This is a genomic window from Pantoea sp. T14, from assembly GCF_036663535.1.
Taxonomy (GTDB): Bacteria; Pseudomonadota; Gammaproteobacteria; order Enterobacterales; family Enterobacteriaceae; genus Pantoea; species Pantoea phytostimulans.
Window position 1 is genome coordinate 306,944 of the sequence record NZ_JAWUEB010000026.1, and the last position, 13,434, is coordinate 320,377.

12 protein-coding genes are annotated in these 13,434 nt (G+C 52.8%); 6 read left to right on the forward strand and 6 right to left on the reverse strand.

Annotated elements, in window-relative coordinates:
- Positions 1 to 48: 48 nt before the first annotated feature.
- Positions 49 to 975, forward strand: coding sequence for a ketopantoate reductase family protein (locus SC127_RS16570; RefSeq protein ID WP_332627156.1), 927 nt, complete (start codon positions 49 to 51; stop codon positions 973 to 975).
- An 18-nt stretch (positions 976 to 993) separates the two neighbouring features.
- Here the strand turns inward: SC127_RS16570 and SC127_RS16575 are convergent, their stop codons facing one another.
- Positions 994 to 1,767 (reverse strand): YdcF family protein, encoded by a 774-nt coding sequence (locus tag SC127_RS16575; RefSeq protein ID WP_332627157.1) that lies wholly within the window; start codon positions 1,765 to 1,767, stop codon positions 994 to 996.
- Positions 1,768 to 1,861: 94 nt separating this feature from the next.
- Between SC127_RS16575 and SC127_RS16580 the strand changes: the two genes are divergently transcribed.
- On the forward strand, positions 1,862 to 2,929 hold the full coding sequence (locus tag SC127_RS16580; protein WP_332627158.1) for a LacI family DNA-binding transcriptional regulator: 1,068 nt from the start codon (positions 1,862 to 1,864) through the stop codon (positions 2,927 to 2,929).
- A gap of 54 nt (positions 2,930 to 2,983) precedes the next feature.
- Here the strand turns inward: SC127_RS16580 and tmaR are convergent, their stop codons facing one another.
- A complete protein-coding gene (tmaR, locus tag SC127_RS16585) occupies positions 2,984 to 3,304 on the reverse strand; it encodes a PTS system regulator TmaR (protein WP_215846430.1) in 321 nt (106 codons plus the stop codon).
- 160 nt (positions 3,305 to 3,464) lie between these two features.
- Positions 3,465 to 4,523 carry an FUSC family protein gene (locus SC127_RS16590; RefSeq protein ID WP_243077620.1) on the reverse strand — a complete coding sequence of 353 codons (1,059 nt, stop codon included), beginning with the start codon at positions 4,521 to 4,523 and terminating at the stop codon, positions 3,465 to 3,467.
- A gap of 208 nt (positions 4,524 to 4,731) precedes the next feature.
- Here SC127_RS16590 and SC127_RS16595 point away from each other — a divergent pair, with 208 nt between their 5' ends.
- Genes SC127_RS16595 through SC127_RS16605 form a run of 3 tightly spaced genes read left to right on the forward strand, consistent with a single transcriptional unit; the run spans position 4,732 to position 8,456 of the window.
- Positions 4,732 to 5,478, forward strand: a complete 747-nt coding sequence (locus tag SC127_RS16595) for a gluconate 2-dehydrogenase subunit 3 family protein (RefSeq protein WP_332627159.1) — start codon at positions 4,732 to 4,734, stop codon at positions 5,476 to 5,478.
- Positions 5,479 to 7,245 (forward strand): GMC family oxidoreductase, encoded by a 1,767-nt coding sequence (locus SC127_RS16600; protein WP_243078479.1) that lies wholly within the window; start codon positions 5,479 to 5,481, stop codon positions 7,243 to 7,245. It begins immediately after the preceding gene.
- Complete coding sequence (locus SC127_RS16605) at positions 7,242 to 8,456, forward strand: cytochrome c (protein WP_332627160.1); 1,215 nt, start codon at positions 7,242 to 7,244, stop codon at positions 8,454 to 8,456. Before SC127_RS16600 ends, SC127_RS16605 begins: the two co-directional genes overlap by 4 nt.
- Positions 8,457 to 8,532: 76 nt before the next feature.
- On the opposite strand, the gene SC127_RS16610 is transcribed toward SC127_RS16605, so the two are convergent.
- Positions 8,533 to 8,994: a GyrI-like domain-containing protein gene (locus SC127_RS16610; RefSeq protein WP_243077617.1), complete on the reverse strand. Its 462-nt coding sequence runs from the start codon at positions 8,992 to 8,994 to the stop codon at positions 8,533 to 8,535.
- Between the two features lie 85 nt (positions 8,995 to 9,079).
- Positions 9,080 to 10,243, reverse strand: coding sequence for a serine-type D-Ala-D-Ala carboxypeptidase DacD (gene dacD / locus SC127_RS16615; protein WP_215846425.1), 1,164 nt, complete (start codon positions 10,241 to 10,243; stop codon positions 9,080 to 9,082).
- 200 nt (positions 10,244 to 10,443) lie between these two features.
- Between dacD and sbcB the strand changes: the two genes are divergently transcribed.
- Positions 10,444 to 11,862, forward strand: coding sequence for an exodeoxyribonuclease I (gene sbcB / locus SC127_RS16620; protein ID WP_332627161.1), 1,419 nt, complete (start codon positions 10,444 to 10,446; stop codon positions 11,860 to 11,862).
- 104 nt (positions 11,863 to 11,966) lie between these two features.
- Here sbcB and SC127_RS16625 read toward each other — a convergent pair whose 3' ends face one another.
- Entirely contained in the window at positions 11,967 to 13,325 is a 1,359-nt protein-coding gene (locus SC127_RS16625; protein WP_215846340.1) for a GntP family transporter, read from the reverse strand.
- Between the last annotated feature and the right edge of the window lie 109 nt (positions 13,326 to 13,434).

Sequence of the window (13,434 nt, forward strand, 5' to 3'; positions counted from 1 at the left end):
CTACGCGTCAGGTTTTAAGGTAAAGGTTTTCAGGCAAGGGAAAATAGCATGCGCATTCTGATTGTTGGGGCCGGCGCAACCGGCGGGTATTTTGGCGCACGTCTGGCGCAAGCGGGACAAGACGTGACGTTTCTGGTGCGTGAGCGCCGCTTGACTCAGCTGCGGGAGACCGGGCTGATTTTACAGACGCCGCAAGGCACTGAAACACTGCAACCGCAACTGGTGCAGGCCAGCTCTCTGGACGGATATTACGATCTAATCGTGATCACGGTGAAGAGTTTTGCTCTTGAGCAGGCGTTGGAGGATATCGCGCCAGCCGTTGGGCCTGACACGTTGATCATGCCGATTCTCAACGGAATGCGCCACATTGATACGCTGTGCGAGCACTTTGGCGCAGACAAGGTGATTGGCGGTTTGTGCAAAATCAACGCGACGCTAGGCAAAAATGGCGAAGTGGTACAGATGACCCCGCTTCACCAAATTTACTACGGCGCACTGGATGGAAATAATGATGCGCGGTTGCAGCGAATTGATGACGCCCTGCGAGAGAGCGTGGTGGAGACCTTCTTCACCGACAATATCATCAGCGAGCTGTGGGAAAAATGGCTGCTGTTGAGTACGCTTGGTGCGGTGTGCGCGCTGGCACGCGGCAACACGCAACAGGTTTTGCAATCTCAGGGCGGCGAAGCGCTGCTGCAGAGCATTTTTAGTGAGATTCTTGCGGTGATCAGCGCGGAAGGTTATCAACCGCGTCCGGCTATCACAGCGAAGATTTTTGAAGTATTGAGTAATCCTGCCACGCCAATGACCTCTTCAATGTACCGCGATTTGACGCAAGGTTTTGACATCGAAGCGGATCAAATCATTGGCGACCTGCTGTTACGCGCCAAACGCAACGGCATTAATGCACCGTTGCTGAATGCGGTAAACGTCAATTTGCAGGTCTATTTACAGACTAAGCATCACGCACATTAACCGGTAAATTGTTAGCCTTTAACGGCTGATGCGTCCCTGAATATTAGGCAGATGCATCAGCCTTTGCCACGCGGCATCCACCGCATCTGGCATTTCAACCTCGCCGAAAAAGCCTTTGCCTCGCGGCCCATAACCTTGTTCGTCATTGCGTAAACGCTGCACTTCGCCCATCAGCAGCGAAAGAAAACGCTCCAGCGACCACAATCCCTGCGGTGGTGCGCCAATAATGCGCGCCATGCCCGCGTCAAGAATCAGCTGTGGCGTAAATACCGGCCAGTTGATGAACTGCGGCGCATCTGCACGATCGCGCCATTGCCAGCGGAATGTCGCATCCGTACGACGCTGCAACAGCGGATCCTGAATCAACACCACATGCTGCGGCTGAATATTTTTTTCATCCAGCAAACGCTGGCTGAATGCCGCGTTCTCGCCGCAGTTGCGCGAGGCACCTTCTAACAGCAACTGTTGATCCGTTAGTGCCGCGAAGGTGCGGGCAATGGCTGCCAGCATCTGCGCTTCGCCCATGTCCTGGGTATCAATTTGACGGTAAAACGGATGCGTTGCCATCGCTTCGGCTAATACCGGCGTGGCATGCCCTTTTCCTCCGCTGATCAAGAGAGGCAGATCAAATTTTTTCGCCAGCGCCACCGCACCTTCGATATTGGGTAACACCGAATGGCCGGCAAGAATAGCCAGATCAGCGCTGATTTCACCCTGATGCGGCATGTCATCAAGCGCCAGCCAGGCGGCAATCACGTTGATATCCTGAATTTCGTTGTCGCTGAGTTGCATATTTTTTCTCCTGTGCAGCGCGCAGTGTACCGCTCTCCCGGCATGCTGGCTGGAAAATTTGCTACACTCGCCGCTCTATCTTCAGGAGAGTTCAATGACTTCCCGCTCCGTGACCCTTGATGACGTGGCCCAACTGGCTGGCGTCTCCTATCAAACCGTTTCTCGCGTGCTTAATCGCTCTGAACAAGTTTCACCGCGCACGCGTGAAAAAGTCGAAGCGGCGATGCAGCAGCTTAATTATGTGCCGAACCGCGTGGCGCAACAGCTGGCGGGAAAAGCCACCCGCACGCTGGGGCTTGCCACCAGCGACTTAGCGTTAATGGCACCGGCACAGATTGCGTCTGCGATCCAGCAGCGTGCCGCAGCCGCCGGGTATCATTTGGTGATTGCCATGGACAGCGGCAATCAGGCGGAAGCCACGATAAATGAACTGCTGGCGCAGCGCGTTGATGGCTTGCTGATCAACCTGCCGCTTAGCGCGCCACAGGCAGAGCAGATTCAAACGTTGTGCGGCGCAAAGCCGACGCTGTTTTTAGATGTTGAGCCGCAGGCGGCAGTGGCGCAGTGTCAGTATCCCAATGCTGCAGGTGCGCAAGCGGCAGTTGAATATTTAGTATCACTGGGACACCAGAAAATAGGTTTGCTGAACGGGCCGGAACAGTCGGTGTCGGCACGCCAGCGTGAAGCAGCGTGGATCGCCTCGCTGGCGACGCATCAGCTAACGCCACACTGCATACTGCGCGGTGACTGGAGCGCGCAATCGGGTTATCGGGCGTTGCTGGCTCAACTTCCCCACGATTTACCGCAAGCCTTGCTGGTGGCAAACGATCAAATGGCGCTGGGTGCGATGCGCGCGCTGCATCAGCATGGCGTCGCTGTGCCTGGTGAAATATCCGTCATGGGCTACGACGATACAGTGGAAAGCGCGTGGTATCAGCCACCGCTGAGCACGGTACGTCAGGATTTACAGCGGCTGGGTGAAGTCAGCGTGGATCGATTGTTAGCGCAGTTGCGCGGAGAAGCACTGCCGATGGCAGAACTGAAAACCGCGTTGGTATTGCGGGAATCCACGGCTGCGCCAGGTAACGGCAAGCAGGATTTACCGGAAATGGCGCAGCAGTTGCAGCAGATTGCGCGACGTCTGGCTGAGCACAAGGCATAAAAAAAGTGCCCGCTTGGGCACTTTTCAAGTCTGTAGGTGTTACATCGGCTAAATTTACTGCGCTTTCGGTTCGCCCATGCTTTTAATCTTTTTCGACAAATCACGACGTTCTTTCGACAGATCGGCGTTTTTAATGATGTATTCGTCAACGCGATCTTCATAGTCAACGCGCATGCTGGCGATGATTTCCTGAATCGCCTCAATGCTCATGCCGGGTTTAATGTATTCACTCAGGTTGTCCAACAGCAGCACACGCTTCTGGTTGTCACGAATTTTCTTTTCGTTGTCGTGAATTTCACGCTGCAGTTTGTTCTTGCGGCGGAACATACGTACGAACTCCAGTACGTCCTGAAATGATTGCTTGGCATTTTCCATGATGGCACCTTTCTTTGAGCCTGCTGTCGCAGGGAGAGAGTCAAAACGATCAGCTTAGCGGCTAGCCAGCCTTGTAAGCAATTTTCACAGCTAAATTCAGACTGGCTCTTATCTTAGCGCAAAGAAAGCGGGTTTCACATTAAGTCATTGTCTGAGGTGATTATTTGCGCAGCGCCAAACGCAGTAAATCATTCATCCTTTCCAGCTGTTTCGCCAGCTCCAGACTGATCCAGACGTAGCCGTAAATTGGCGTCTCCTCAATTCTTTCACTGCCTGCATCGGCAATTAACTGCTTCAATTCACGCGTAATCTCTGCCAGCTCATGACTGGTGGCGATCACCTCTTCGGTTTCACCGCATACCGCCAGGCGCGACAGCGCGCGCAGCGCGTTTTCCGTCATCTGCTGGGTGCGGCGTAACGTCGGTGCGTTCAGTAAGATGAGATGGCTTTCACGCGATGCCCACCACGCGTTGATCTGCATTTCAACGGTGTACACCATATTACGGTTGATGGTTTGAATCGCTTCAAACACCGATTTGGGTATCCGCGTCTCTTTACTGGAAGGCTCCAGCAAGGCACGCATCTTGATAATAGTGGTGAGTAATTTTCCAAGCGGCTTATTCAGACGTGGTTTCTCAACCAGATTAGGCGAGAAACCGGCGTGATAAATAGTGGCGATCTTCTCCAGCGAATCTGACAGCTGAATGCGCCAGTGCATGTAGGCGCGCTGTGCCCAGATAGCGCTGAACAGCAGCGCCAGCAGCGACCCGAGAATCACATCGCCCCCGCGCCACAGCGCCACAGTGAAGTCACCCGCTGGAGCCCCCACCACCACGCTAAGCGTAATACCAATTAGCAACGCCATGTAAGGGTGTTTACCCAGCGTGAGATAGCCGCAGACAAACATCACAACGCCGCACCAGACCAGCATCACCGGCAGTGAAACCAGCTCCAGCTTTAGCGCAATCAAACCCGATATTGACCCGGCAAAGGTGCCGCAGATGCGTTGTATGGCGCGCGGAAAAACGTTGCCCCACGTCGAGATAGGTCCCATCACCACCACTAAAGTGATCAGCGGCCAGGTTCCTTCAGGAATACCGGTCATGCGCACAAACAGAAAGGTCAGTAAAAAAGCGATAGCGATGCGCACGCCATGCACGCTGCGGTAATGGCGGTAGAACCAAAATTCGAGTTTCGATATGGGCTTATCAGGGCGCAAAACGGCTTTCCAGCTGTTGGATCATTTCGTGCCTTATTCTAACCCTTAGATTTGCTAAGGCTTAGCGACACTTCTACATTTCAAAACAGTTTTGACGTTTACTTACAATAATCAACAAACAGATTACAAACACAAACCAACCATAAAACATACGAGTAACTGTTTATTTGAGTTTCATTTTTTATTTAACATTGATTAAGGAAGCATCATGAAAAAAAGAGCCAAAACCCTGCCGGGAGTCACGCGACGGCAAGTGTTGACGTGGTCTGCGCTAGGCGTTGCCGCCAGCGTGAGCCAGGCCGCCGATGCCGTGTCGTTGAAAGGATCGCCCGGCTGGACGCCGTTTAGTGACAACCCGCCCGAAACCTTTGATCAACAAGGATGGCTGTTTTTTACCGATGAAGAAGCCCGCACGGTAGAAGCGCTGGTAGACCGCTTGATCCCCAACGATGAACTGAGCATTGGCGGTAAAGAAGCGGGTTGTGCTGTGTTTATTGATCGCCAGCTCAAGGGGTCTTACGGCACGTTCGAGCGCCTCTACATGGAAGGCCCTTTCCAGAAAGGCACCAGCGAACAGGGCGACCAATCCGCTTTGGTGCCGCAGCAGCGTTATCGTCAAGGTTTAGCCGCACTCAACCGCTATGTGCAAACCACCTCGCAGAAAAACTTCGCTGACCTAACGCCAGAACAGCAAGACGCGCTGCTGCACGATATGGAAGCAGGTAAAGTGCATTTTGATGGGTTCGATGCCCAATCGCTGTTCCTGGAAGTGTTGAATAACACCATGGAAGGCTTTTTTGCCGACCCGATTTATGGCGGCAACAAAGAGATGGTGTCGTGGAAAATGCTGGGATTCCCAGGCGCGCGTTATGACTATCGCGACTATATCGAGCGACATAACGAAGACTTGCACCTTGAACCGATCAGCATTGCGCAATGGAAAGCGAAAGGATAAATCATGAAAAAATTGCCTAAAACAGACGTCGTGGTGATTGGACTCGGCTGGGCGGGTTCGATCATTGCCAATGAACTGGCGGATGAAGGACTGGACGTGATCGGTATTGAACGCGGGCCGTGGCGCGATACTGCACGCGATTTTAACATCGGCACCGTCACGGATGAGTTGCGCTATGTGATGCGCGAAGAGTTAATGCTGCGCACCAAACAAAATACCTGCACCATGCGCAATAATCCGTCACAAACGGCGTTACCGATGCGCACCTGGGGATCGTTTCACCCCGGCAACGGCACGGGCGGCGCGGGTAACCACTGGGCTGGGATTACCTTCCGCTTTCAGCCCCACGAGTTCCATCTTAAATCCTACCTGACCGATCGATACGGCGCTGCCGCGATGCCTGATGAGCTGGTGCTGCAAGACTGGGGGACAACCTGGGAAGAGATGGAGCCGCATTATATGCAGTTCGAGCGTGTGGCGGGCACCTCAGGACGCGCAGGCAATATCAATGGCGACGTGCGCGAAGGCGGGAATCCGTTTGAAGGGCCGAGGTCGGGTGAATACCCTACGCCTCCGCTGCGCCAGCCTTATGGCCCAACGCTGTTTGCAGACGCCGCCAAAAATCTTGGCTATAAGCCTTTTCCGGTGCCCTCTTCGCTGGTTTCCGAAGCTTATACCAATCCCTATGGCGTCACGATGGGCCCGTGCACCTTCTGCGGCTTTTGTACCAACTACGGCTGCGCTAACTATTCAAAAGCCAGCGCCATTACCACGATATTGCCAGCGCTGATGCGTAAACCGAATTTCACCGCCTACACCAGCTGCGAAGTGTTGGAAGTGCTGACCGATTCCAGCGGTAAAAAAGCCACCGGCGTGACCTATATCGACTCTTCTGGCGATAAATGGGAGCAGCCTGCTGACATTGTCATTGTCGCGGCCTTTACCTTTGAAAATGTGCGACTGATGCTGCTTTCTGGCATTGGCGAAGCCTACGATCCGGTCACTAATAAAGGCACTACCGGGCGCAACTACGCTTACCAAACTGCCAATGGCGTAACGCTGTTTTTTGATAACAAGAACTTCAACCCCTTTATCGGTGCGGGTGCGGTTGGCATGGGCATCGACGAGTTCAATAACGATAACTTCGATCACAGCGGGCTTGGCTTCTTTGGCGGCGGCAGTATTCGCGTCACGCCGATTGGTGCCGCGCCGATTGGTAATCGGCCTTTACCGCCCAACACGCCGAAGTGGGGATCGAAGTGGAAGCAGACGCTGAAAGATAACTACCTCAGCACCATGTCGATTGGCTGTGAAGCCAGCAGCTACACCACGCGCACCAACTATTTGTCGCTGGATCCCAACTACAAAGATCCGCATGGTCGCCCGCTGCTGCGCATCACCTTCGACTTTGCGCAAAACGACCTGAAGATGGCGCAGTACTGCACCAACAAGGTAGCGGAGATTGCTAAGTCGATGAACCCGCGTGAAATGATCGTCAAGCCGATGACCGGACACTGGAGCAGCGTGCCGTATCAATCTTCCCACGTGGTCGGTGGATTCATCATGGGTGCCGATCCGCGCACCAGCTCGGTGAACAAACATCTGCAAGTGTGGGATGTCCCGAATCTGTTTGTGGTGGGCGCCTCGGCTTTTCCGCAGAATCCCGGTTACAACCCCACTGGCACCGTCGGCGCGCTGGCTTTCAAAGCGGCCCACGATATTCGTCAGCACTATTTAAAACGTCCGGGGGAGATGATCAGCGCATGAAAACATCACCGCTTCTCTCCGCCGCTGCCTTGCTGATGGCGCTGAGCTTTAATACCCAGGCGCAGCCGGAGTATGATCAAATCGCCCGTGGCAATTACATCGCCACATTAGGCGATTGTACGGCGTGCCACACCAGCAATGAACAACAGCCTTTTGCCGGTGGCGTAAAGTTACAAACGCCGTTTGGTGTACTGGTGGGCGCTAACATCACACCAGACCGCGAAACCGGCATTGGTAACTGGAGCTACGATGATTTTCGTCGCGCCATGAATGAAGGTGTAGGCCACAACGGTAAACGCTTGTATGGCGCAATGCCGTTTACTGCCTACACCAAAATGTCGGAAAAGGATTTGCAAGATTTGTGGGCATGGATGCAAACGCTGCAACCGATCGATCATCCGGTTGAAACCAATCAATTGCCCTTTCCGTTCAACATCCGCACCAGTTTGCTGTTCTGGAACTGGATCAACTTTACCCAAGGTGAATTCAAGCCCGATCCGAACAAGTCAGCGGAATGGAATCGCGGCGCGTATCTGGTGGAAGGGCTGGGCCATTGCGGCACCTGTCATACGTCGAAAAATCTGTTAGGCGGAGACAAAAGTGATCTGCTCGGCGGCGAAGTGGTTGAAGGCTGGTATGCGCCCAATCTTACCGCTAGCGATCACCGCGGTTTAGGTAAGTGGACACAGCAGGATATTGTCAGTTATTTGCGTACCGGCGTGAATCGTTTTGATATTGCTTCCGGGCCGATGGCCGATGCGGTGCGCCACTCCACGCAACACTGGCATGAAGACGATCTCAATGCGGTTGCGGTTTACCTGAAAGAAGGTGAGAAAAGCGATGAGGAGAAACCTGAGCCGCTGGCGGCAAGTGATGCACGCATGAAAATGGGTGCCACTATTTACGAAGCCAAATGTTCAGCCTGTCACAGCCCTGGCGGGCGTGGTGAGAAAAATATCTTCCCGCAACTGGCAGATAATCCACTGCTTAATCAAGCGGATGCTACCTCACTGATGCGCGTGGTGCTCGCAGGAAGCCGTGGCGTAGAGACAGATGTCCGTCCAACTGCACCTGCAATGCCCGCGTTTGCCGGAACCTTAAGCGATGAGAATATAGCAGCGGTGCTGACTTACATTCGCAACAGCTGGGGTAATGCTGCGTCGCCGGTCGATGCCGGAGACGTTAAAAAGATGAAGGAGGGTTTGCAATAACCGCAAGTAATAACCTGAAAGCACAATATAAGAAGGGCAGCCGTTTGGCTGCCCTTCTTATATTATCTTCACTAAATTATTTTTTAACCGGAATGTAGAGATCAACGTCCCAGACGCCGCTTTGCGAACCATCGTTAAGATAGTGATCAAAACAAGGACGATCATCTACCTGCCAGCCGCTGGTCGGCAACCATTGCTCAAACAGTGTCAGCCAGTGTTTAGCAAAGTCGCCGTCTTCCACAATCACGCGCGCCACCGCATATTTGCCCCCCGCCAGCACGCCTTTGTGCGGTCCATTTTCAGCGGCTGGCAAATCGAAATCAGCCTCTACACCAATCACGGTATCGATTTCCAACTGCGATGCCGCAACTTTATTGGGATTACCGTGGTAAATTCCCATCCATTCGCCGCTGATCCCTTGCTGCCCGGCCCATGCCGTTAAGCGTGTAAATCCTTCTGGCGCGGTCTCTTCAAAAGGCCCAACCAGGTGAAAACCGACCCAAGGCGTTGCGGTACGTTCTACAATTTTAACGTCCATCTCCTCTCCTCTGTTTGTGGCTTTAGATGCGCCCACTCTGCCACAGCAGCCTGCGGCGCACCTTGCGTTATGCCACAAACGCGGTTCAGAGCTTCTGTTTCAGATAATCTTTGATGCGCGTAATGATGCCAGCTTCATCTACTGCTTTTAGCGTAACCAGCGGATAACTCGCCAGTTGTTTATCTTTATCCATCACCTGAATCTCGCCGACCACTTCATTGGCTTTGAGCGGCGCATCTAGCTCATTGCGATTGAGAACGTATTTTGCTTTCACATTCTTAATTTCGCTGCGCGGTAATGAGAGGTAAACGTCATTCGCAGTGCCGACATCAACCTGATGCGGATTGCCATACCAGACGTTTTCACTGCCAATTTTCTTACCCGCATGGAACAGTTGTACGGTATCAAACGTATTTTGGCCCCAAACCAGCAGTTTACGCGCCTGCTCTTCGCGCCCTTTTGGGCTTTTGCCGCCCATGACGACCGCGATCAACCGATGTTTTCCCACCACGTTGGAAGCGATAATATTAAAACCCGCCGTTTCAGTGTGACCGGTTTTCAGACCATCAACATGCAGGTTGTTATCCCACAACAGGCCGTTACGATTATTTTGCGTAATGCCGTTAAAGGAGAGCGTTTTCTCGCTGTACATGGCATAAAAATCGGGTTCACCATCGATAATGGCCCGTGAAAGCTTTGCCATATCCAGCGCGCTAGAGAACTGACCTGGCGCATCCAAACCGTGCACCGTTTCAAAATGGGTATTCTGTAATCCGAGCTTGTCGACATAGTGATTCATCATCTTGACGAAGCTCTCTTCGCTGCCCGCCACGTAATCGGCCAGCGCCACGCAGGCGTCGTTCCCGGAATCGATGATGACGCCGCGACTTAAATCCCGCACGCTTACCTTGTCGCCAGGCTTAAGGAACATCAGTGATGAACCTTTGAAGACCGGATTGCCCGCCGCCCATGCGTCTTTACCGACGGTTACGATGTCATCACGCGTAATTTTCTTTTGATCGATAGCGCGATCGACGACGTAGCCGGTCATGAGTTTGGTCAGGCTGGCAGGATTGCGGCGCTCGTCAGGATTTCCGGCGGTCAATACCTGTCCCGTGGTGGCATCCATTAAGACCCATGAAGCCGCATCAACGGCAGGCGGCGTCAGAGGAAACGGCATGTCGTCGGCGTGTGCCAGCGATGCCCAAAAAACAGTAGCAGTTACAGTGATCAACAGACGCCTTTTCAACACTTCATCCTTAATTGCATAAATGGGTTACGAAACAGAACAGCCGCACGTTTTACGGCAAAAGCATTGAGAAGGTTTAATTAAATTGAAAAAAAGTATGATCGCAGCGACTTGCCTCGCATCGCACAGCGACGCAGTTGTGCTGACGGACGCAGGAGACTATCCTGAGCACTGGTTTTTCCTCTATACAGGACAACGATGTGCCCTCGGATTTAACTTTTCTGTTTCACGATTATGAGACCTTTGGCACCAGTCCTTCGCTGGATCGCCCGGCCCAGTTCGCTGGCTTGCGCACCGACAGTGAATTCAACCCGATTGGCGAACCGCAGGTATTCTATTGCCGCCCGCCGGATGATTATCTGCCTCAGCCGGAAGCGGTCATGATCACCGGTATCACACCGCAAATCGCCATGGCGCGCGGTGTAAGCGAAGTTGAGTTTGCCGAACGTATTCATACGCTGTTTACCGAGCCGCAAACCTGTGTGGTGGGCTATAACAACGTGCGCTTTGACGACGAAGTGACGCGCAATATTTTTTACCGCAATTTCTTTGATCCCTACGGCTGGAGTTGGCAAAACGGCAATTCGCGCTGGGATCTGCTTGATGTCATGCGCGCCTGCTATGCGCTGCGCCCTGACGGCATCAACTGGCCAGAAAATGAAGATGGCTTTCCCAGTTTCCGCCTGGAACACCTGACGAAGGCCAACGACGTCGCGCATGAAAATGCCCACGATGCGATGTCTGACGTCTACGCCACGCTGGCGATGGCGAAGCTGGTAAAAGAGAAGCAGCCCAAACTGTTTGAATTTTTGTTTACGCATCGCAACAAAAACAAACTCATGACATTAATTGACATCCCGCAAATGAAACCACTGGTGCACGTTTCCGGCATGTTCGGGGCTGCACGCGGCAATACCAGCTGGATTGTGCCGCTCGCCTGGCATCCCGATAATCGTAATGCCCTGATCGTGGTTGATCTGGCGGGTGACATGACGCCGCTGCTGGAGTTGGATGCCGACACGCTACGCGAGCGTTTGTATATGCGTAAAAGCGACTTGGGTGAATTAGCCTCGGTGCCCATCAAGCTGGTGCATATTAATAAATGCCCGGTGCTGGCCCCGGCGAATACCTTGCGTCCTGAAGATGCAGACCGTTTGGGGATTGATCGCGATCGCTGTCTGGCTAACCTTGCGCTGCTGCGCCAGCAACCTGATGTGCGAGAGAAAGCAGTCACTTTGTTTGCCGAAGCGGAGCCGTTTACGCCCTCAGAGGATGTCGACGCACAGCTCTATGACGGTTTCTTTAGCGACGCGGATCGAGCGGGTATGAATATTATTCGCCAGACTACACCGCAGAACTTGCCGGCAATGGATCTGACCTTTGAAAGCGCGCGCGTATTGAAATTACTGTTCCGCTATCGTGCCCGCAACTTTCCCGGCACGCTGGATGATGCCGAGCAACAGCGCTGGTTACAGCATCGTCGTGAAGTGTTGAATCCTGAGAAAGTGCAGGCGTTTTTACTGGAGCTGGAGTCGCTGGCGAGTTTGCATGAGGCGGATCAGGAAAAAATGGGGCAACTGAAAGCGCTCTATTTATATGCGCAAGAACTGGTTTCTTAAAGTCCGTGCGACTGATGTTGAGTTGAGTGCGAGGCGCGCTGTCCCCTTCCCAACCTTCCCCCGCAAAGCGGGGGAAGGAGACGCTTCGATATGCAGCGACAAATCTAGATAAATGCCCACACTAACCAGGTCAGGGCAAAACCACATAATCCCATCAACGTGGTTAGCACTGTCCAGGTCCTCAAACCGTCCGCTACCGACAAACCTAAATAACGCGTTACCACCCAGAATCCAGAGTCGTTGACGTGAGATAAACCTAATGCGCCGAAGCAGGCTGACAGCGCCACCAGCACCAGCTGCATATCGCCTAACCCCGTCACGGCGGTGCTTAATAATCCACACGTGGTTACGATTGCTACTGTAGCTGATCCCTGTGAAGCACGCAGTGCCAACGACAAAATAAAGGCAGCAGGGATCAAGGGAAGATGTATGGTTTGCAGTGAACCGGCCAGCGCTTTACCTACCCCAGATTCCACCAGCACTTTACCAAACGCACCCCCCGCGCCTGACACCAAAATGACCCCTGCTGCAGTTGAAATCGCCTTATTCGACAGTGTTTCTAGCTTTTCTGTGGTCCAGCCACGACGCAAGCCGAGCAGCCAGGATGCCAGCAACAACGTAATCAGCAACGCTATACCTGGCGACCCTATTAGGGTCAGGACTTTTAACGGCAAACTGCCTGGTGTCAGGTGTGGAGGCAGTAATGTTCCCAACATGATCAACAAAATCGGCAGAACAATTAAACTGGCGATCAACATGGCGCCCGGCACGTTTTTATCACGTGTCGATGAAGCGTGATCGGCCGATTCCGTCAGTTGCAGCTGTTCAAGGACCTGTACTGAAAGATGATATTTTTTGCGGTTTAACGCTTTTGCCGCGAAATAACCGACGACGCCCACTGGCACTGAAATCGCGATACCCAACATCATCAACCAGCCCAAATCAGCATTCAGTAATCCCGCCGCCGCCGCCGGGCCTGGATGTGTTGGCACCGTAACGTGAACCATCAACATCATTCCCGCCATTGGTAAACCAAACTTCAGCGGTGAAACGCGCATCACTTTGGTAAAACCATAAATCAGTGGCACGACAATGATAAAACCGACATCGAAAAATACGGGTAAGCCCAGAATGAAGGCGACAATGGTTAATGCTGCCACCATACGTTGCGGCCCACATAGCCTGGCGAAACGGTTTGCCAGCGCATCAGCGCCGCCTGAAGCTTCGATAATCGCCCCCAGAATCGCCCCTAAAACGATGATTACCGCAATGCTTCCCAGCAAACTCCCCATGCCGCCGAGTATCACTTTCATGATGTTTTCAGCAGGGATGCCCGTAGTGATCGCCACAAATAAGCTTGCGATCAATAAAGCAATAAAAGGGTGAACTTTGGCTTTAATCACCAGAAGTAACAGCAATATCACGCTGACTAGCGCGATGGATAACAAGAAGGTAGTGGACATCGGCAGACCTCTAATTATTTATATTTTTCAGCAATTTAAATATTTTGAAGATTTCTAACTGGTGGATTTTAGGTACAAAGCGACGCACATCGATTGCAAATTAACCGAT

Excerpts from the sequence above, each read along its gene's own strand:
- SC127_RS16575 (WP_332627157.1), bottom strand. The coding sequence starts at position 1,767 with ATGCAACTCAGCGACAACGAAATTCAGGATATCAACGTGATTGCCGCC.
- SC127_RS16610 (WP_243077617.1), bottom strand. The coding sequence starts at position 8,994 with ATGGACGTTAAAATTGTAGAACGTACCGCAACGCCTTGGGTCGGTTTT.
- SC127_RS16625 (WP_215846340.1), bottom strand. The coding sequence starts at position 13,325 with ATGTCCACTACCTTCTTGTTATCCATCGCGCTAGTCAGCGTGATATTG.
- SC127_RS16580 (WP_332627158.1), top strand. The coding sequence starts at position 1,862 with ATGACTTCCCGCTCCGTGACCCTTGATGACGTGGCCCAACTGGCTGGC.
- SC127_RS16570 (WP_332627156.1), top strand. The coding sequence starts at position 49 with ATGCGCATTCTGATTGTTGGGGCCGGCGCAACCGGCGGGTATTTTGGC.
- SC127_RS16595 (WP_332627159.1), top strand. The coding sequence starts at position 4,732 with ATGAAAAAAAGAGCCAAAACCCTGCCGGGAGTCACGCGACGGCAAGTG.
- SC127_RS16605 (WP_332627160.1), top strand. The coding sequence starts at position 7,242 with ATGAAAACATCACCGCTTCTCTCCGCCGCTGCCTTGCTGATGGCGCTG.
- tmaR (WP_215846430.1), bottom strand. The coding sequence starts at position 3,304 with ATGGAAAATGCCAAGCAATCATTTCAGGACGTACTGGAGTTCGTACGT.